At 35.9% G+C, this 20,634-nt stretch carries 15 protein-coding genes, 1 tRNA gene and 1 pseudogene; 3 read left to right on the top strand and 14 right to left on the bottom strand.

What is annotated here, in order from left to right:
- Nucleotides 1–125 precede the first annotated feature (125 nt).
- The 9 genes and pseudogenes from ACG94X_RS13095 to ACG94X_RS13055 all read right to left on the bottom strand — a co-directional run.
- Complete coding sequence (locus ACG94X_RS13095; RefSeq protein WP_419384157.1) at nucleotides 126–1,301, bottom strand: Fic family protein; 1,176 nt, start codon at nucleotides 1,299–1,301, stop codon at nucleotides 126–128.
- A 202-nt stretch (nucleotides 1,302–1,503) separates the two neighbouring features.
- Nucleotides 1,504–1,734 (bottom strand): helix-turn-helix transcriptional regulator, encoded by a 231-nt coding sequence (locus tag ACG94X_RS13090; RefSeq protein ID WP_374665215.1) that lies wholly within the window; start codon nucleotides 1,732–1,734, stop codon nucleotides 1,504–1,506.
- Between the two features lie 79 nt (nucleotides 1,735–1,813).
- Entirely contained in the window at nucleotides 1,814–2,698 is an 885-nt protein-coding gene (locus tag ACG94X_RS13085; RefSeq protein WP_374665213.1) for a recombination directionality factor, read from the bottom strand.
- Between the two features lie 195 nt (nucleotides 2,699–2,893).
- Nucleotides 2,894–3,952 (bottom strand): YqaJ viral recombinase family nuclease, encoded by a 1,059-nt coding sequence (locus ACG94X_RS13080; RefSeq protein WP_374665211.1) that lies wholly within the window; start codon nucleotides 3,950–3,952, stop codon nucleotides 2,894–2,896.
- A 185-nt stretch (nucleotides 3,953–4,137) separates the two neighbouring features.
- On the bottom strand, nucleotides 4,138–5,172 hold the full coding sequence (locus tag ACG94X_RS13075; protein ID WP_374665209.1) for a DUF932 domain-containing protein: 1,035 nt from the start codon (nucleotides 5,170–5,172) through the stop codon (nucleotides 4,138–4,140).
- A gap of 22 nt (nucleotides 5,173–5,194) precedes the next feature.
- Complete coding sequence (locus ACG94X_RS13070) at nucleotides 5,195–5,473, bottom strand: hypothetical protein (protein ID WP_419384156.1); 279 nt, start codon at nucleotides 5,471–5,473, stop codon at nucleotides 5,195–5,197.
- Nucleotides 5,474–5,577: 104 nt separating this feature from the next.
- On the bottom strand, nucleotides 5,578–6,552 hold the full coding sequence (locus ACG94X_RS13065) for a YagK/YfjJ domain-containing protein (RefSeq protein ID WP_419384155.1): 975 nt from the start codon (nucleotides 6,550–6,552) through the stop codon (nucleotides 5,578–5,580).
- A 291-nt stretch (nucleotides 6,553–6,843) separates the two neighbouring features.
- On the bottom strand, nucleotides 6,844–9,258 hold the full coding sequence (locus ACG94X_RS13060) for a hypothetical protein (RefSeq protein WP_419384154.1): 2,415 nt from the start codon (nucleotides 9,256–9,258) through the stop codon (nucleotides 6,844–6,846).
- A 391-nt stretch (nucleotides 9,259–9,649) separates the two neighbouring features.
- A pseudogene (locus ACG94X_RS13055) lies at nucleotides 9,650–9,841 on the bottom strand (tyrosine-type recombinase/integrase); the annotation flags it as partial.
- Nucleotides 9,842–10,519: 678 nt separating this feature from the next.
- On the opposite strand from ACG94X_RS13055, the gene ACG94X_RS13050 reads away from it, so the two are divergent.
- A tRNA-Thr gene (locus tag ACG94X_RS13050) sits at nucleotides 10,520–10,595 on the top strand.
- Between the two features lie 69 nt (nucleotides 10,596–10,664).
- On the opposite strand, the gene ACG94X_RS13045 is transcribed toward ACG94X_RS13050, so the two are convergent.
- From ACG94X_RS13045 to ACG94X_RS13035, 3 genes are all read right to left on the bottom strand, one after another.
- Complete coding sequence (locus ACG94X_RS13045) at nucleotides 10,665–11,495, bottom strand: SAM-dependent methyltransferase (protein ID WP_419384153.1); 831 nt, start codon at nucleotides 11,493–11,495, stop codon at nucleotides 10,665–10,667.
- Between the two features lie 18 nt (nucleotides 11,496–11,513).
- A complete protein-coding gene (locus ACG94X_RS13040; protein ID WP_419384152.1) occupies nucleotides 11,514–12,812 on the bottom strand; it encodes an FAD-dependent oxidoreductase in 1,299 nt (432 codons plus the stop codon).
- Between the two features lie 721 nt (nucleotides 12,813–13,533).
- Nucleotides 13,534–14,403, bottom strand: coding sequence for a pirin family protein (locus tag ACG94X_RS13035; protein WP_419384151.1), 870 nt, complete (start codon nucleotides 14,401–14,403; stop codon nucleotides 13,534–13,536).
- A 277-nt stretch (nucleotides 14,404–14,680) separates the two neighbouring features.
- Between ACG94X_RS13035 and ycaC the strand changes: the two genes are divergently transcribed.
- Both ycaC and ACG94X_RS13025 read left to right on the top strand, forming a co-directional pair.
- Nucleotides 14,681–15,307, top strand: coding sequence for an isochorismate family cysteine hydrolase YcaC (gene ycaC, locus ACG94X_RS13030; RefSeq protein WP_419384150.1), 627 nt, complete (start codon nucleotides 14,681–14,683; stop codon nucleotides 15,305–15,307).
- A 131-nt stretch (nucleotides 15,308–15,438) separates the two neighbouring features.
- Nucleotides 15,439–16,362 (top strand): LysR substrate-binding domain-containing protein, encoded by a 924-nt coding sequence (locus ACG94X_RS13025; protein ID WP_419384149.1) that lies wholly within the window; start codon nucleotides 15,439–15,441, stop codon nucleotides 16,360–16,362.
- Between the two features lie 70 nt (nucleotides 16,363–16,432).
- Here ACG94X_RS13025 and ahpC read toward each other — a convergent pair whose 3' ends face one another.
- Nucleotides 16,433–16,996, bottom strand: a complete 564-nt coding sequence (ahpC, locus tag ACG94X_RS13020; protein WP_419384148.1) for an alkyl hydroperoxide reductase subunit C — start codon at nucleotides 16,994–16,996, stop codon at nucleotides 16,433–16,435.
- Nucleotides 16,997–17,562: 566 nt separating this feature from the next.
- On the bottom strand, nucleotides 17,563–20,286 hold the full coding sequence (locus tag ACG94X_RS13015; protein ID WP_419384147.1) for a hypothetical protein: 2,724 nt from the start codon (nucleotides 20,284–20,286) through the stop codon (nucleotides 17,563–17,565).
- Nucleotides 20,287–20,634: the final 348 nt, after the last annotated feature.

The following is a 20,634-nucleotide window of genomic DNA, read 5'->3' as shown; positions in this document are numbered from 1 at the left end:
GCTATAGCATTTTTAAATTAGCTTGATTGTGCCTGAAATAAGTATAGATTTTCTATAGATAAAAAAAATAACGTCAGCACATGTCGTGCTAACGTTATTGGTCGTTTATTCATTATGCTTTTTAGCTATTGAAATAGATAAGGAAACAAAACCTCAACAGCATGTGGTGATAAGCGAACTTGCAAAGGCCGTTTAGGTGGAGCAAAGATCAAATGATCTTTAGCCATTTCCGTAATGATATCCCTCAGTTTCCGTTCACTCACTTGCAACTTATCTTGCAACTCTTTACGCGTATGCGGGCCATTGTATAAAAGCGTTTTATAAATATCTTTCGCTTCCAATGGCAGTTTTTTTAATGGTTTGCCTTTACTGTCAAACAAACCACCATTAAAGCGTAATTGGAAATAAACATTGATTCTTTCTTCCAGTTTATAAGGCTCTAAAAGACTGGTGAAGTAAGTCATTTGATCAATTGCGACATCCACAAAATATTCAGTAAAACTTACTAAACCCGCATCAGATAGGATTCCACGGCCATCTTCTCCGCCTTGTCGTGGCCTATCAGCAATCGATAGGTAACGATAGTATTGTTCACTCGATCGAGCAAAACCCCGAGACATTGACCATAATCCATAACTTTTCAAACCAATGGCTCGCATAAAGCAATCAGTAAATAAACGTGTTACCCGTCCATTGCCATCCAAAAATGGATGAATCCAAGCAAGGCGATGATGCGATGCGGCCATAGCATAGTACTTACTTAAGCCATGCAAATATTCAATTTTATAAGCACTCGCAAACCAACTCATGTAGGTAGGCACTAAATCTGGTTTTGGAGGTCTGTGCTGTCCTACAAAAACATCCGTAACCCTATATTCGCCTGGTTCAATTTCATAAATCTTAGCGTTATCGCTAGATGAAACTAAAAGCTCATCAGGGGTACATTCAGCATAGAAAGCTTTATGGATTGCTTTTATAAAGTCTTGCTTCGCTACATCTTCCTGAGGGTTATTCTCAAAATTAAGCTTCACTTGAACTTCAATATGACGCTTAATTTCCAAAAGCCCTTTTGATTTATGCTCTGTTGAATCATCTACTAATGCAATCAATTCACTTGGCTTAGTCGGGTTACCTTCGATTTTATTACTGTAATACGAGTTCACTACTCGAAGTAAGCCTTCTACCGACTCACGAATAGTGACAGGCACAGTAGCATCCAACTGCGCATCCAAACGAGCTATTTCTAATAATTTCTCTTCAAGCTCAGGTGAGTACACACGTGCTATAGGGGTAATATCCACTTTAACCACCTTAACAAAACAACTGAAATCATTATAGGTTATTTTTGCCGAAATAAAAAAAATATAAATTTTTTAATATCAATAATATAAGTTATTTTAACAAAAAAATTGCCGCTATTTATACCGATATACTCAAAGATAATTTACTACCATTTAAGTGTAGCAATCCATTTAAAAAACAAGGGAGCCGAAGCTCCCATTTTTACTCACGACTTTCCAACTTGTCTTCAATCCACTGATGCACTTCCCAAGCTGACCAGCCGATACGTGATTCACTTAAACGTACAGGTCGAGGAAAAGTAGGATCGTAGTATTTTGATTTTTCATTAATCATTTCATAGATCTTAGCTCGACTAATACTTGTAAATTGGATGACATCTTTAATATTAACGATTTGATTCATTTGAAAAGTTTGACCAACAAATGCGTTCATGATGTTTACTCCTATCTCATGATTTTGAGCAACTCGCTCATGAGATACGGCAATCTCGTAAGGTTTTACTCTGTGCCATTTAGTTCAAAACCGTCACTGATCCTTTCAATCCCTGCTGGATATTAAACGCAGTCTGAGCCTCCTCAATCTGCTGCCCCTCAACAGGCTGATAAAACTCCTCGACCACATCCAAGCCTTCCTCCATATCGACCTCCATCTTCCCATTTGCAAAGCCCTGCTTTGCCGTAAAATCAACTGCCTCCTGATAAAATCCTGCCTGCTTACTCTGCTCATCAATCTGCTTCGCCTGAATAATGGCCTCATTCAGACTGATCCCATCCCTTAAAGTTAAATCCACGTAGTACACGGGTTGGCGATAGCTCTGTGTTGTGCTCTTACCTCGTAATGTCAGTTGTAACGGTAAACACGAAAGCAGACCATTCGACGCAGCATGGTAATAACTCAGCCGAGCTGCCAAAGTCCGAATGCTATTAAAACCCGTTGTTCTAAAAATGAATGTACCGAATTCATCCGATTCATCTAAGTTCACATGCAAACGTCCGTATGGCTTGCAATGCCCTCCTTGAGCCAATGGACAAAGATCAGGTGAAGGACAAGGATGCTGTTCTACACCTTGACTGGTGAGTCGCTGACAGGTTTGACCATCCCCCATACAAACAGGTCGCCCCGTCTGACGATCAAACAAAGTGTACTCTGCTCTTAAGTTCAGATCAGGATCATTAAAGATCATTCTGACTGGGATCGAGCGCAGCTTTTGATTGGGTGCATTGGCTCGAAGCTGTTCATCAAGCGGATGTTTAACCCAACCTTCTTTATTTTGAATTTGTGAGGTAATGGTGAATTGATCATCTTTTTCAGGCAGACGCTTGCCATTCTTTTCCACGACTCGCCCAATGCTGATCCGCCCAAGCACTGGTGGTGTAATTGCTAGACCTTTAATCATTTTGATATTCCTATATTTAATTCCTTACATATTTGAGTGCTTCTATGTAGGCCAGAGTACGGGCCAAATAAGTTACCCAAATATTGAAAAGTTAGTTGCTGGCTGCAAAGATCGTGACCGATTTGCTCTCTACACATGATGTAGAGAGCGGGGAGCGATTTTTGTGCATTTTGGATTTGATGAAATGAAGTAGGTTTAATCGGTATAGATGTTGAAGCGACGGCTGCCCTGCTTTTGAAGTGGATAAAGCTCGATGAGTTCAGGCTGGTGCTGAAGCAATGCCTTGGTATTTAGGCTGATAGAGTCCTTGGCTTTCTTCCAGACTACAGAACCATGAGCAAAGGTGGCACGTTCAGCATCCCTCATCATCATTTGGATCTGATGCTTAAGTTCATCGAAGCGTTCTTGCTTATGCTGAATCTCTTCTTTCAGTTTTATCAGCTTATCGAACATGAGATTGGCTGTTTCATTCTGAGATAGGTCTTCAACTGTTAGCGGTATATGGACCGGATACAGTTGTTGAATCGCTTTGGCTGCCGATTCACTTGCATCGACAGATGGTGGCGTATCCTTTTCTACACACTCCCAGAAATATCGTTCTGCACTAATGATGTGTTCAATCACAGATTCAGAACGAGTCACTTTAAAGATTTTGGTTTCATGTCCACAGAGCAATACACAAACATGGGCTGCCTGTTTTCCTGTCACTGCCAATTGGTGCTGCACCTGACACAAGACATAAAGTGGTACACCATCACGCCACAGCTTAGCTCCATGCTCCCCTGCTGTTTTACATTCAAGGATCTGCACTTCTTCACTACCGACAACGGAGTAATCCAAGTTTGCCAGCATGAAATGCTTGTCAGGATCATGGTGCTGTAACACGGCATTGACTCGACGCACCTTATTATCGGTATGCATGCTGTAATACTCAGCGACTAAGGGTTCAAGCTGTTTTCCCCAATAGAGTGGCGCAACACCTGTGCTTTCATCTTCAATAGATTGAGTTTGACGACCTGTTTTGATTAGCCAGAGTTCCAGCATCGACATATAGGGGTTTAAGCCACATGCTGTTGCGGCATCACTACTGCCAATGCCTTGCTTACGGACTTCGAGCCAGTCTTGATAAGCCATATCTTTGGTATTGACTAAGCGTTTTGCAGAGCTTAGTCGCTTGGCTGTTGTCTGTGGATTCATTATGGTTTGAACATCAGCCTGCCGAGGCTGATTTGAAATCGGTGCAATTTGATTCATAGTTGTATCCTTATAAATTCCAGTTCTTGTAAAAAAGTGCATAAAATAGCCACCCCCGACACGAGGTCGGGGATGGCTATATGCATGCTTATAACGATGATTGATTGTGCTTTAAAAGTTGGGGGGTTTACGTGTGTGCTGTGATCAGCGATTGTTGCGACTTGAGGGGTTAGGTTTTAATGGGCTTAGGCTATCAAAGACAAAGCTTGTTCTAGCCCACGTTGTTTAAGACCTGCGCCAGCTCCAAACCATGCTGAGTCCAAACGATGATCTGTACTCATGGCGCGACGTTCATGATCTACAAATTCTGTGATCGAACACAGTAAGCCATAAGCCGTATCCTTGGCAGATGAAAGATCAGCCCCTCGTCCCTGACCATTAAACATGTCGAGTGCTTTGGTCATGGCTCTTCCATTTGGCTCAGTTTTGTTTTGCTGTGGTGGATTACTTGCGACCTGACGATAGAACTGAATGATATTCTCTTCAGGATCAGAAATTGACATGGTGCTGTTGTTGAACACTGCATCAAAGTAAGCCTTAGCTTCCGACTGACTGATTTTACGCTGTGAGAGCTGTTTCATTTCATACATATGTTCATCCCATGCACGAACTGAAATACCCAATTGTTGTTTAACCTTCTCTGCATCAAATTTGGTGCTATGAGGTACTTTGACCACACCCGCACTCGCTATCGCTCCTTTTAAAGCAATAGCAAGTGTGTTGTTGCAGACCACACGAATACTGGTGAATTGAGCTGTGGTTGCTAATGTACCGTCACATGCAGAAGCAAGTAGAATATAGCCATTACTGACATCCTTACCTTTTAAAGCGGTGCTTTGTCCTGTGCGTGCTAAAGCCCAGAACTTCTTACCGCCTTTCAGAACCCCTGCGGTTTCTAATTCAAAACCTGATTGCTCAGTCAGATCACGGTAGAATTCCAAAATCTCTTTCGGTTGTACTTCCTGATAACGCTGACTCACAACCGATAATGGAGCATGTGTATCTGAGCGATACAAGACACGCTGCTCTTCAAACGACATGATAATGCTCTGACCACGTTCATTCTTTGCCATATAACTGACATCGGATGATTCAATACGCCAATCCATCCCTGCTTGCTGTGCCCAAACTTCGAGTGGCTGATTTGGACCGAGTTGATTACCTAGCCCATGCCAAGGGGTTTCACCAACATAGGCGATTTGCTCAATTTGATGTGCCATTGATTTGATCTCCTATGCTGACTCAACGAAAGTTCTGCTGACATTGGTTACAATGATAGTAGGTCATGGTGACAGGCTTTTTAGGCTCATCAAACACACTACTGAATAGACCACCAATCACTGCTCCTACAAGCCCACCAAGTAGCGGTGATACAGGCAAAGGTAGGCTCTTTGAGATGGATGCACCAATGGTTGCGAATGATGCAGATGCTGCTAAGCCTGATGAATCAGTTCCATTCACCTGTTGATTGACCACTTGAATGACCTGATCCGATAAGCAATAAGGACAATTTAAACTCATAATATACATCTCCAAAAATGACAAAGGCTCACCGATTGGCAAGCCTAGAAAGTTGAAATAACTTTGTTTTCATCTAGATAATGTATATCTGAGATTTGATTCAATTAACGCTTAGGATGCTTGCGACCACCCTCTAATCGTCGATCCTCTCTTACTCGATTAATCGTATCAGCAGTAGCACGTCGCGAAGGTCTATTAAATTTACCATGTCCAAAGGTCTGCATATTTTTGTCACGTACTCTTAGATATTGCTCCGTTTTATCAGGTGCTGTGAAATACCTGACTATTTTCAGAACATTTGCTCTCTTAGCATTGTCTCCCCGACTCACAGAACCTAGAGCATCATTACCTCTCTCTTGGTAACTTTTACGATTCTGCTTAGTATTGCAATTGTATCCTTGACCAGCCTCTCCTGTTATTTCTTTCCAAGTATCGATAATACAATCTGCAATATGGCGATCAAACTTAACACGACTACCATCATAGAAAAGTAGGAAATGAGCATGATATCCTTTTTGAGCACCTTGCTCTAAAGCATACATATAGCCCTGCAAATCACTGAAATGGCGATCTCCATCCTGTAATCGGTCCAGTAATTTTCGAATATCTTGTCTAAAGTCCGAGATATCAACGAATCTGCGCTTATTCTGTTTATAAGATAAATCAACCCGAATAACAGCTAATTTAGAGTAATGCTCCAGCAACAGTTCTGTGTATTCCATAGCCTTGCATCGATTTTTTAACTCATCCTCTTTGAAACATTGAATCTCTCGTTCATGCTGTCTTTGGAACTTTTGAAATCTTGACTTTACATCACGAAATCTTAGTTTTTTTAAAGTTGAATTCTGAATATATTGAAAGGCTTTTAATCCCCGTTCCAATTCAAACATCAGCTCAATCATGGCTCTGTTATAAGGAGAATAAATCAGATCTGAATTATATTGCTCTTGTAATTCACTAAGTAGTTCAACCAATTCAGACCAATAATCATCCCATGGTCTTTGACGTGTTAGTGTGTCTTCTACAAAGTTCTCAATTGAAGTAATGAGTGGTGAATGATTGATCTTAGTTTGTTCCATTGCTATGTACCTGTTGTTAATACATAGCTATAGGACAGATCTTTAAGAATTTACTTGTAGGATTAAATGAGCTTAGATTAGTTGATTCCTATATGATATTAGATCTATATTATTGATTAATATTAAATATAATATATTTATATAGCCTTATTTACCCACTTAGCTTCGAGCTGGTTTTTACAAGGCAGAATTGGACTTAATCCATCTACTTCCCTATAAAATGTATTGCTAAGTCCATTTATGACGAAGCGACAACTTTTTGCTATGCTACAAAATCGGTGGCTATTCAACTCATGATTTTTTTGGTGTCAAAGGCTCAACACTAGCCGCTAAGTTTAGTATTCTTTGACGTTGAAACTCCTTAGCTCTATCCCGCATTTGTTGTTCCCCATCGTCAATAACTACATTTGAATTTTCACCATTTTGAAGCCGATCCTTCTCAATCATTACAGTATGTGCTTGCTCAATGGTGTTATCCGTGATTAGTACTGCCTCATCGACTAAAGAATCCCCTTCAGATGACTGTACGATACTTAAAGGTTGTTGTCGTTTTTTAACTCCTTTACCTTTAGAAACAGGCTTTCGAGTTCTGCCTCTTAAGAACAACTCAGGCCTTTTTTCTACATGACCCTGTATAATTTTACATGCCCCAATGTATTCGTATGCAGTATAAAAACCCACTAGATCTTTTTTAAGCTGAGGAATAAGTTTGTCACCTTTATTGACCACAAAAGGATCTAAATTACCATCTTCAGACCAGAGAGTCGGAATTAGGTACAAGCTTAATTGATTAAGTTTAAGTTTTTTGGTTTTAGCGTACTTATTTTTAAATTCCTGCCAATAATCTTCAAGGCTTTCCTGAACATCCTGAGCATGTACATTATTTCTGAGATAAAATATTGCCGTACAATCAATAGAGTATCTTTTTCCATCGTGAACATAATAGCCGATATAGGCATCTATCTCTGCCCCTATCCGTTTAGGTGCACGACCAATCGCCTTGATAAACTGTGTAAATAAATTTTTCAGCGTACTCAATTCAAGACCACTCTCCCGATTATCAATCTTAAAGCGCAATAACACCGAATTTTGTTTAAAGCTGTACTTCAGATATTCCATAGCGGATTGACTATTTTTTTCGACCAATCTTGTCGATACTTTTAAACTGGTTAGGTTTTCTTGATTTAACAGCTCTCTTTTAAGTCTGCTCAGCTCTTTAACTATCGTCTTCAATGATTGTTCTGATTCTAGCTCTTCTTGTATACCTCTTATAGCTGGGTTACATCTAAAACTCCTATCTAAAGGCTCAAGCTCACAAACGGCTAGGTCACTTAATTCCAGATACGAACTATTCCAATCCTGAAGCAATAACAAGTAAATCTGAACTACATCAGCCCATTTTTGAGGTTTTGCCATTTTAAGCGTATCTTGCAAGCCATCTAAACGTGTGACCTCTAAATAAGCTATAAATAAATTCAACTTTTGAAGCTTATCAATATCGTCATTAGTCAACCCTTCAATATCCCTTAAACCCTGATAAAGGTAATGGATAGAACTGAAGTATGTGGGTACTTTTTTTAAAAGTTTGGCTGTATTCCAAGTTGATCTATTTTTCGCTATGTCTATCGTTCTTGCTTTTGTTCTGCGATCTAGCTCACCTTTTATATTTTCTAATTTTTTATAGTTAACATTTTGAATAACTCTGCTGTCAGCAAAGGACGTCTCTGCTTCCAAATTAGATGGCTGAATGATAGCGTCTACTTGATAAAAAACACCTAAATACCACTTCAACATCAAATCTACTTTTCTTTTACTGGGCAGTTTAATATTGCGAATTAACCCAACACCAAGCTGATCGAATATCTGATCTAACTGTACAACATCAAAAACAATAAATGGCTCAAACCAACTTCCTTCCAATCGCTGAGCAACATCATAAACTAACTGCTGCTCAATCCCTTTGGGCTCTAGTTCTTGATCAGTAGCATCCAATATCATCCCGATTGTAAATCGTACTTGCCTCCGAATATCTATCTCAGCCTTAGTCCATGTACATATCCAAGGTAATTTACCAACAATATGCTGCGGACTGAGCCATTCGATAAAATCTCTTAGCTTTTGTTCAGATTTGAAATCGGCTAGGAATGTATCAATTTTAAGATCTGCAGTTAACCTAGCAAGCTCATCTTCTGATAAATCAGCCACACTAAACTTTATGACATATAGTGCCTGAGTAATCCTCTTAAATTTACTTATCGCTTTTTCAACTTCTTTGGCCTGTTCTTTCCATTCGGATGGTATAAGAGCAGGACGATAACTCTTTTTTCGCTCTTCAAAATACTGCTTAAATTGGTCTACAGTTTTAAAAATTTCATCATGTGGAAAATCCTCAGTCGTCCACGGGTTTGCTTGCACATCCGATCTAAATCTACAGTTTTCCACACTGTCAACAAAATGAATAAATGCTTTTACTTTAGGAGCAAAATCATAACCCTTCATCCCGACTTTCATCAGGTCTACATCAATGACTAAGTCATTATAAAAATCGACGATTTCTTTTATTTTATTTTTCTTTTGTACTGTATCAGCATCCCTCCAATCAATTTTTGCATAACCTATAAAATCTGATACCTCAACCAAGCGATGATGCAACCGCTCTAATGTCTCAATAGCTTCGAAGTAAATACCCTCAGGTTGAGTTCGCACCCCCTCCTCAGAAAGCGGATAGGTATCGTTATAGTAGCGTTTCAAAAAACTGAAAATCTGATCACTACTTAGCCTCTTAAAATGAAGATTACTGTCGCTAACTTTATCAGTATTGGAATGGCTGTTTTGCATATCATTAAGTTATTGATTATTTTTTTAAGAATAGCGTATAAAAATATAGCTGAATACCTATAAACTATGGTTTTTTACTTTCTTTATAATTTTTTTATTTTACTGTTATACCCATTTATAATAACTATTACACACACTTTTATAAACTTTTAAACCTCATTTTAGATACTGTTATACCTTATTAAAAAATAAACATTCTGCATAAAAAACCACGCTTGATGGCGTGGTCTTTATGGTTGTTCTAGGTCGATTAATTCAACTATTCCTTCACACTCTCCTCATACCATTCCATGATTTTCACACGCTCATCCCAGTACTGAGCACGGTTATATGCAGAGCGAATACGGTTCTGAGGCACATGAGCAAGCTGACGTTCAATGGCATCGTTATTGAATAAATTTGACTCATTGAGCACAGTACTAAAGAACGATCTAAACCCAAGTGCAGTTATTCAGCAAACACAGCATGAATGCTTAATTTCCACTTAAATTGATTCACTGTGAGTAAAATGAATTAGCCAAAGATAAAATGATCATTATTTAGCCAGTTAATAAATACCACGAAATGACATAAGAGTACCCTCATTCAGTTGGGGGTATAAATGTGGGTATAATTAAAAATTTATTTTTTTATTTTATTGTATTTCATATATTTAATTTAAAAATATGACTCCCTCTCTCGCCAAGATTCAATTCTATAGCATCCACTGGAATCTAAAAAGACTTAGACTGTAATGGTCTAAGCTTTTTTATACCCCCAACATCACGACAAAGAATCAGACAAAACGACAAAATCTAAAACCATGAAAATAAAACTTAATAATCAAAATACAAATTTTGGCAATACTAATGCCCAATTTAAAGTAGCCGATCCATATCTAACAAAGAGCAGGTGTTCAACAAGATCAAGCTAAAGCACAACAGTGGTTAAAAAAAGCTGCTAATCAAGGTGGCTCTTTAGCACAATTAAAATTAGTAAAATACTAAAATATATATAATTTTTTACTTTGATAATGGATATCTTCAGTATCAATCACCCTTTTTCTACAAAAATAAATTATTGAAAAAATTCAAGTGGTTGTTTTTTAGCTTGCAATCTTACAGATTTTCTGTAAAATTCTCGCCACGTTGCCGGCATAGCTCAGTTGGTAGAGCAACTGACTTGTAATCAGTAGGTCCACAGTTCGAATCCGTGTGCCGGCACCATTTTTTACTTAGCCTCGCTTTTCTAGTGAGGCTTTGTTGTTTTTGAGCAATCTATTTTAAAAATTAAAACTATTTTTTCTGTCCAGAAATTTGGGCATATCGCACAATGCCATCCTCAAATAATGTTTTGCACAATTTCGCAGTCATTTGTATTTTAAACAGATCTAAGCTACTTTTTTGTGTCTTGGACAATGAGCCAATGTACTGGCTAAAACCCAACAAAACAGCGTCAGAAATATCTTGAATTTCAATGTTGTGCAAAACATTATCATGTAAAGTTTGTTGCAGTTGCGCCCTTGTCATTAAATGGTCGAAATTCACATCTGCCGCTTTTAACATGTAGTGATATTTCAATTTTTGTTTTGAACTTAATGTATGCTCAGACAACATCAGGTAATGAAAGCCCAAACGCCCATTGCTATTTAAAACGGAGATTGCCGATTTTAAAAATAAATTTAAATCACTGTGATATGCCGCATCAATACACATCACTACATCAAAATATTGTTGAAATTGAATGGTTTCTAAATTTAAAAATGATTGACAATATATATTTTTAATGCGCGGAGAGTGCTGTTGAATATTCTTTAGACACTTTTCAACACATTCAGATTGTAATTCAACTGCTGTTAAATTTTGAATCTGATAATGTTCTAGCCAATATTTTAAACTTGCACCCTGCCCACAACCCAAATCTAAAACACGATCTTCTGCGTTAAGATGAAGCTGTTGAGCAAGCTGCTGTGCCAATTGCTGACACGCTTGAGGATAGGATGATGTTGCATCATCCCAATAGCCTAAATTGGTCCAAGCACATTCTGACTCATCTCTCAACAATTTTGCATTAATTGCATATTTATGTTTCAGAAGGCGTTTCTGAATTGCTTGTAACCATTTCATTTCAAATCACTGAGGCTGTTAATAGCCAAGTTGTGGTGCAACCTCAACTTTAGGTTTTAAACCAACAAATGGCAATGGTGCACCAAAAACTTCTGCTATGTGCATTGCAGAAGTCACAGCAGATTCAAGGATTGGTAAACCATCGCATGACCAGGAACCGCAGTAAAATACTTTACGATTCGGTGCTTTATGCCGCTCTTGCAATTCTTTATTTAAAGCCACAGTTTCTGAATCGACCACCGCACGTGTAAGCTTTACACTAGAAATAACTTTCTTAGGATCAATATCTGTCACAGGACGCCATGTTTGGAATACGGGTGACTTACCCACCAAACTCGGTTCGATCGAATTTAGCCATACAGTGAATTGTTGTTTGGTAAATTTACGATCCATCATATAACTCAGTACACACCAATCTTTGCGATTCTGCGGCATGACCGATGAATCGGTATGCATGACCAACTCACCTTGCTCAAATTTAAACTTACTTAATAAAGCCAAATCTTCTGCAAACTGATCCGCATTTAAAAAATCGGTTAATTTATTGGTCGGGGTCGCAACAACAACACGGTCAAAGTGGAATTGTTCACCTTGCTCATTTTCCACCAAGATATCATTTTCTTGTTCTTCAACTTTGGTAATTACAGAGTCACTATAAATATCAATACCATCTATTAATTTATCTACAAAAGCAGGCGTACCACCATGTAGACGTAATAATGCATCACCGTCTGTTAATTGTTTAAGAAAAATCAATAAGGGTTTTGCAGGCCATTCACCAATGGTTTTAGGATCACATGTGCAAATGGTATAAAGCACGGGCATGACTGCACCATGCCAGAATACTTCTTCAATATTATTCTGATTCATAAAATCAGCAAGGGTAATGTCTTGATTTTTAGACTTAAAAAATTGATGAATTGCCGTTTTAAGTTGTAACATCCCTTTAACTAAGCGCCAACCATATTGTTTAAGCCCTTTACGATTATTGATAATTGGAAAGTTACCAATACGAGTTCGTGAAGTGGTTAACCACGTTTCACTTTTATCTTCAAATAACCACGTGCATGACATAAAGGTACGTACTGGAAATGCGGTTATGCCCAAATGAGCTGCGAGGCTGAGTGTATTTTTCCATAAGTGTGGATTCATCACACGTAATGGAGCATCAATCAATCCACCTTCAAACTCAATACTGTGGCTATCCATACCACGACCTGATAATGCTTCGAAGATCGTAATCTGATGACCCGCATCTTTGAGAATTCTTGCGGTAGCCAGTCCAGCCATACCACTACCAATCACTGCAATTTTCAAAGTTATTATCCGTGAGTAACTATTTTTTTTATTATGAGCTATTCATACTTAAATGAGGGTATTAAAAAGTTCCAGTTTTAACGCTTTTTCATCATCTAAAAATTTCAAAACCACGCCATAAGAGTGTTTTTTAATCAACTTATTCCAAACCTACAGCAGAAGACCAATGCAATAAGTCACTAATTTATTAAATAAAAATATTTATATTCAAAAAAAAACAAAAAGATAATTTAACTTTTTAGTAAATTAATATTTACAAAACACAATAATCTATTTATTATTTACAATGAAAATGATGTGTGGTTCACATTATTTTATAAAAAGAAACGTTAATAATAAAGTAAAATAATTGAGAAATAACAGCGTGAAGGGACCTCTAATGTGTGGATTAGAGATCCCTTTTTTTTTATTCAGATATAATATATTTCACATTTTTTTATAATGATATAAGAAAAATTGTTAAAAATAATAGGTATAAACCAACCAAACTCTAAAAAATGTGCTTTACATCACGTTTTTATTTTAATATGATATGTTTAACAAAAACGACAACTAAATCACAATATAACAACAATAAATCATAACAATGAAACTACAGCGTAAAAAGGGCCTCTATTGTGTGGAATAGAAGCCCTTTTTCTTTTCATAAAAGTTAAGCATTGATTTATATGAACTTTAAAACAGAAAGATAGATTTAAAATCTATCTTTCTAAAATAATGCTTAACCTGCTATTTCACCAAATTTACCACTATTAAAATCACTAAAAGCTTGAATGATTTCATTTTTGCTATTCATGACAAATGGCCCATGACCTTGAATCGGTTCATTCAATGGTTTACCCGTCAACACTAAAAATTTAGCATCTGTAGTCGCTTCAAGTTGTATTTCTGCTTCACCATCATTGGCGAACAGAACAATGGAATGATCTGCAACTTTCTGCGATCCATTGAGTGACATTTCACCTTCGAGTACGACCACCAATGTATTGTGATCGACAGGTACATGAATATACTGTGCATGCCCCGCTTTCAAAGCTCCATCCCACACATTCACAGGACTAAACGTCGACGCAGGGCCTGTCTGTTCTGCAAACTGACCCGCTATCACTCGAATATGCCCTGCACCATCATCAAATTGAATAACAGGAATACCCTCAGCTTCTATTGCTTGGTATTTCGGTGCTGTCATTTTATCTGCAGCAGGTAAATTGACCCACAATTGTACCATTTCAAATAAGCCACCCGTTTCGGCAAAAGTAGGGGAATGGAACTCTTCATGAACCAATCCTGCACCTGCCGTCATCCATTGCACATCACCCGTTTTAATCGTACCGCCACCACCATGTGAATCTTTATGCGTAACTTCACCTTGGTAAGCAATAGTGACCGTTTCAAAGCCACGATGCGGATGTGAACCTACACCACGTTGTGCTGTAGTCGGATCAAAATGATACGGCGCTGCGTAGTCTAGTAACAAAAATGGACTGATTGCCTGACCTAAACGATCATATGAAAATAGGTTTTTTACAGGAAAACCGTCACCGACCCAATGCATTTGTTGATTACGATAAACACCACTAATTTTTTTCATCTCAATACTCCTATCTCTAGGCTTTAATATGAATCCATTTTAGGTTTTTTAAAGTGATCAATACAGCAATCTACCAATACGCTGAATCCCAAATATAGGATATTCAACAGCCAAGGCTCAGCGTATTTTTCAATCAATCATCTTATTTATGAGATTATTAATCTCAGTTTATAGGCTTAATTATCATGATTAAGCCACGTAACATGAAATCCATGCAAAATAATTTGTTTTGTATTTAAGCACAATTTAAATTTTAGTGACTTCAAGGATATAAAAAATGGGAAAACCTTACGTTCGTTTAAACAAAGATGATGCTGCGGTATTGTTAGTCGATCATCAAACTGGATTACTTTCTTTAGTTCGCGACATTGACCCAGATAAGTTTAAAAACAATGTGTTGGCACTGGCTGCTGCGGCTCAATATTTTAACCTTCCAACCATTTTGACCACCAGTTTTGAAGATGGCCCCAATGGTCCACTGGTACCCGAGTTAAAAGCACTTTTTCCAGATGCGCCTTATATCGCTCGCCCTGGTCAAATCAATGCTTGGGACAATGAAGACTTTGTCAAAGCGGTAAAAGCAACAGGTAAAAAACAACTGATTATTGCGGGTGTCGTCACCGAGGTTTGTGTTGCCTTTCCTGCACTTTCTGCCCTTGAAGAAGATTTTGATGTCTTTGTCATCACCGATGCTTCAGGAACATTTAATCCGCTGACACGTGACTCAGCTTGGGACCGTATGAGCAATGCAGGTGCACAATTAATGACTTGGTTTGGTGCTTCTTGTGAGCTACATCGTGATTGGCGTAATGATATTGAAGGTTTAGGTACGCTATTTGGTAACCATATCCCTGACTATCGTAATCTGATCAACAGCTACACACAAAACACTTCTCAAAAATAAGATAATCGTTGTCGCTAGGAATGTAAGTCTTTGCATTCCTCGCTTTTGTTTCTGCATTTTATTTGTACAAATTTTAAAATATTTTCCTATTAATGATACTATTTTATCATCAACACACCTGAGATGAAGCTGTGCACTCTTTTGATGATTACTATTATTTCTATTTGGTGGTAAAACATGGTGGATTTAGTGCTGCCAGTGAATCCAGTAATATCACTAAGTCTAAACTGAGCCGACGTATTCTGGATTTAGAAGCCAAATTTAATGTGACTCTGATTCAACGCTCAACACGGCATTTTAAAGTCACACCTTTAGGACAAGAATTCTTTGAGGAATGTGCAAAGATTATTGAACAGGCGGATAATGCTCAGAATGTCTTATTAAAACAAGAAATTGAATTACAGGGACTAATTAAAATTAGTTGCCCACCGGTGATGATGGAACATCAAATTCGACCGATTCTAAATCAGTTTTTAAAAAAATATCCCAAAGTTCGGGTTGAATTGGCACTCACCAGTCGACGTATCGATGTGCTGCATGATGATATTGATTTAGCCATTCGTACTAACTTTTCAAGCAATGAAGACTCCAGCATTATCGTTAGAGATGTAATTAAAACCACGCACTGTTTAGTGATTAGTCCTGAACTTTTAGGCGATCGTGAAATTCAGCATGTTACAGAACTTTGTGAATTTCCAACCATTGTATTAGGTACAGATAAACAGCACTATCATTGGCATTTACATCATATTCAGCAACGAGAAGAAATTGATATTCCGTTACAGCCTCGGGTCAAAAGCAATGACTTAATGGGCGCGTATTATGCGGTACTCGATGGCTTAGGTATTGCTGATCTTCCCTATTTAACGGTAGAACGAGACATTGCTTCAGGACGTTTAATCCATCTGTTACCAGAGTGGTGTTCCAATATTGGTGTTGTACAATTGGTCTATGCATCACGCAAAGGTCAACGCTTAGTCATGGAAAAATTGATTGAAGATTTAGTTGAAGGTATCCGTGCCTATGCCCCTAAACACGATGGTTATATTTTATAAAGCCAAAAATCGAATAATAAAAAAACCAGAAGTTTAACTTCTGGTTTTCAATTTTAATCCTATGCAATGATTAGATTTTACCGATCAAATCAATTGAAGGTGCAAGTGTTGCATCGCCTTCTTTCCATTTTGCTGGACATACTTCGCCTGGGTGTGCGTGTACATATTGTGCTGCTTTCACTTTACGCAGTAATTCTTGTGCATCACGTCCAACACCACCGGCATTGATTTCAATAATTTGAATTTTACCTTCAGGATCAATTACGAAAGTGCCACGATCTGCAAGGCCTTCAGCTTCAATCAACACTTCAAAGTTTTTTGCCAAAGCCCAAGTTGGATCACCCACCATTGGATATTGGATCTTTTTGATTTCATCTGAGTTGTCATGCCATGCTTTATGGGTGAAATGAGTGTCTGTTGATACTGAATAAATTTCTACACCCATTTTTTGGAATTCAGCATAGTTATCGGCTAAATCACCTAATTCTGTTGGGCATACAAAGGTAAAATCGGCAGGATAGAAAAATACCACAGACCATTTACCTTTCAAATTTTGTTCTGAAACTTCTACAAATTCACCATTTTGGTAGGCTGTTGCATTAAATGGTTTTACTTCTGTATTTATTAAACTCATTTGGTATTCCTCAATTTCGTTTCAGGGAGTGCTTATCTTGTGAATTCACAATACAAAATTTATTTAAATCGGTAAAACAGAAAATATTTATAAAAATAATCGAATTTTTAAATTAATGGTTATTTTATGATGATCAATAATTCTGATGAAAATTCTTCCAGTGAGATCACTAGTGTCTAAAAACCTTTCTATTAAGCAAGGTTAAAAGCATTTCATCTGCCCGATTTCCTTATTATTCTGTGTCATATTTTTCTGATTCATGAATAAAGTAATCTCGATTAATTCTTAATTACTCTATTCATCTTCTTAAAATCTGCGCAATAAAAAAACCCTCTGTATTCACAAAGGGTTTTTATGATCTACCGTTTTAATCAATTAAAACGGATATACATGCCTTTAAATAATATATCATTTAATAACAACAACTTACAAATTAATGTTAAGTATTTTGTGAAATAAAATTTATTTCTAGATTTTACTGATCACAGAATTGGTCAAATACAACGTACTCTCATGTTATATGGATACCTAAAATTAAAGCGAATATTTTTCAAAACAACTTCACGCTAATATTTTTTAAAAGGGTTACCAAAAACACTCAATGCAAGATATCTTGATGGATCATTATTTCCACTATAAAATTCTCTATTTGTCTCAAAAACAGCTTGGGTTGCTGTTAACCCCTCATTAATCCATTTAACCAAGAAAAACTCAAACCATGTAGGAGTCATCATGGCATTTAATGGCCAGGGTGATGCAATTACTGTTTCACAACCATGCTTTAATAACTCACGAGGTAAACTCATCGTAGAAGATGAATAAGGATGATTGTCGAATCGACCAGCATTGCAAACAAAAAGTATAACCAACTCATTACTTGATATTTTTTGAGCAAATTCTTTGTAATGAACATTTATAGAGCCTTCATCACTAATAGAAGAAAAACTATTATTTCTGATACTCGTACCACCATGAGCAGTAATCATAATCATTTTAGAGTTATTTAAATTCTCTGGTATAAGATGATTTGTATTCAAAAAAATATTATAACTTTCCAAAATCCCACCATCTACATACATTTCACCTAATGTTTTTAAAGTTATATTATCTTTAGAGTCATCATTTGAAATCCAAGCCTTCATATTTTCATAACAACTATGTTTTTCCTTTTCCATTGCACTATTTAACCATGTAAGCGAAGGAGCAATAGAAACTGGAAACTCTGCACCAATAAAAACATCATTATTTAAAAAAATATTTGGAACTAATGAGTGAATTTCTGTATCAAAAATAAAAATTGTTTCGCGATTTAATTTTATATTTATTCCTAATGCCTCAATAGAATCAAAGAAAAGATTTGGATCATCTCTGATGTCAAAAAATCCATAATTTTTAGGAAATTTTTTCGACCATTCCACAAAGTTATCTATTAAGAAATCTTTTTCAACTTTAATTTCAATTTTTAATTCTTCATTTTTTGTTATATTAGCAACAACTAATTGATGAGTCTGACTTAACCCCATATATATAACATCGGATTTATCAATAATTTTATCTAAACTCGATATAAATCCATCAATATTTTCAAAGAACTTAATCTGAGAATCAACTTTATTTGACTTTATATCTTTAATACTTTGATCTGAAAGTAATTCAAGACAAAAAATTATGTCAAAATTATTTTTCCCCTCAATATTATTTAAGTAGCTTCTAGCTATAGTTCTTAGATCTTTAGAGTCAGACTCTAAATTCTCAGCATAATTACTCTGATTATTTTTATATAATGAGAATATTGAATTAAAATTTTCATCAAACAATGAAGAGTAAATTAATTTCAAATTACTACTTTCATAATCCTGTTGACTAAAAAATAAGTTATAACTTTCAACATTAATTTCATTATCTTTTAAAATTTTATAAATTTGAATAGCCAGTACTAAAGATGGATTAATATCTCTTCCAGCACTTCTTTCTTTATTATTAAACTCAATAACATCTTCTAATAATTTTTTTAATTTTTCTAAATTATCTTTAAGACTCTTTAGCATTACTTTAAATTGAATAACGTAACGCATAAATTTTAACTCCATCTCAATAGAGCCATAAATATTAATATCATAAACTTTGATTTTTGATTCTAAAATATCTAACACCGCTAATGCTTTATTTTCAAAACGAATATCTCTGAAGAGCTTAACTATTAACATTCCAGTCAAATAATAATAATTTACAGGTATATTTCCTCCTTTTATAGAGAGTGCCGAACTAACTAAAGCATCATTAAAGTCTAATAATCTATGAGAAACTTCAGCATAACCAATTAGACCAATCCTTTTTCTTTCAATTGAATTTGCTAATAATAATAGATATTGTGAATAATCTCGAATAGTTTGTTTATCATATTTCCACAGTATACTACTAAGTGTAATTCTTAAAAAATCTAAATCACAGTCTTTAAATGACGATAATTTTGCTAAATTATAAATAGTATATAAATTTTCACTATAGGATTGTTTAAAACTCTCTAATCCATCAAAATCCTCACTCAAAACATCAAGTGAAATATAAAATTTTAGGCATAAAATTTCATCTATAATATTTTTATCAGGTAGTTCAACAGTAAATGAGTGATAATCACCATCTAATTTAATATATTTCTTTTGAAATAAATCATCCTTCAGTATTTCATAATTTTCCTTAATAATTTCCTTAGATGAACTCACTAAACTTTTGCTTAACTCAGTGTTTGGTTGTAAGGTAAAATCTCCATTAACAAATTTTTTGAGAAGAAACTCTACTATGAATGCGAGACCATAACCATTATTTTTCGAGAACTCAACTATATCTACCAGTTCATATTTAATTTCATCCAACGTATATCCTTCTGAATTATCTAAAGAAAATAAATACTCAAGTGCAAAGTACAAATAATCAAATATTTCATCCCCCTCTTTAATTACATCAAAATACGTTAAGACTTCTTCAGCAAAAAACTTATATTCTAAATATATATTTTTTTTATTTAAAAATTCTGAAGATTTATCTATTAAAATAAACCAACCTTGAAAATTTTTTTCACTTTTAAGGTAGTCCTTTGTTAGCTTAAATAATGAATATAAGTACTTTTGACTAAGACCTTTATTTATCCCTAAAACATAAAACCCATAGAAGTCCTGTGACAAAACATGGTAATTTTCTGATAAAAAATCTAAATAAAGAATTACATCATCTTCAAAATTATTATTACAGGCATAATCATATGCTTCTTTAAATTTTTTTTCTTTAACCAACCCATTAATACAATATAATTTAGACCGAACACTATTTGGAAATAACTCTAAAATCCTTTGTGACACTTGCTCATATAGTTCAGAATCTAAACCATTTACTAGTTCTGAAATATCTTTTAAGTCATTATAATCAGAAGCTGAATTTAATGCTTTTTTTAAAAAATCAATAGCAACATTTTTACTAAAGCTCTTTTTGGCTATTTCTGCAATTTTTATACATTGTGAAGCTCGTAATTCCAGATTAATTACTCGGCGAATTCAAACATGAGGTGCGACAGTTTGAAAAGTCTTATGATAATCAACAAGCTGAGCAAATTTCTCTAATGGTGTAAGCCAATCTAACGCTTT

The organism is Acinetobacter psychrotolerans (assembly GCF_048552595.1).
Taxonomy (GTDB): domain Bacteria; phylum Pseudomonadota; class Gammaproteobacteria; order Pseudomonadales; family Moraxellaceae; genus Acinetobacter.
Note: the sequence above shows the minus strand (reverse complement) of the source record. Positions and strands in the feature narration are given on the sequence as shown.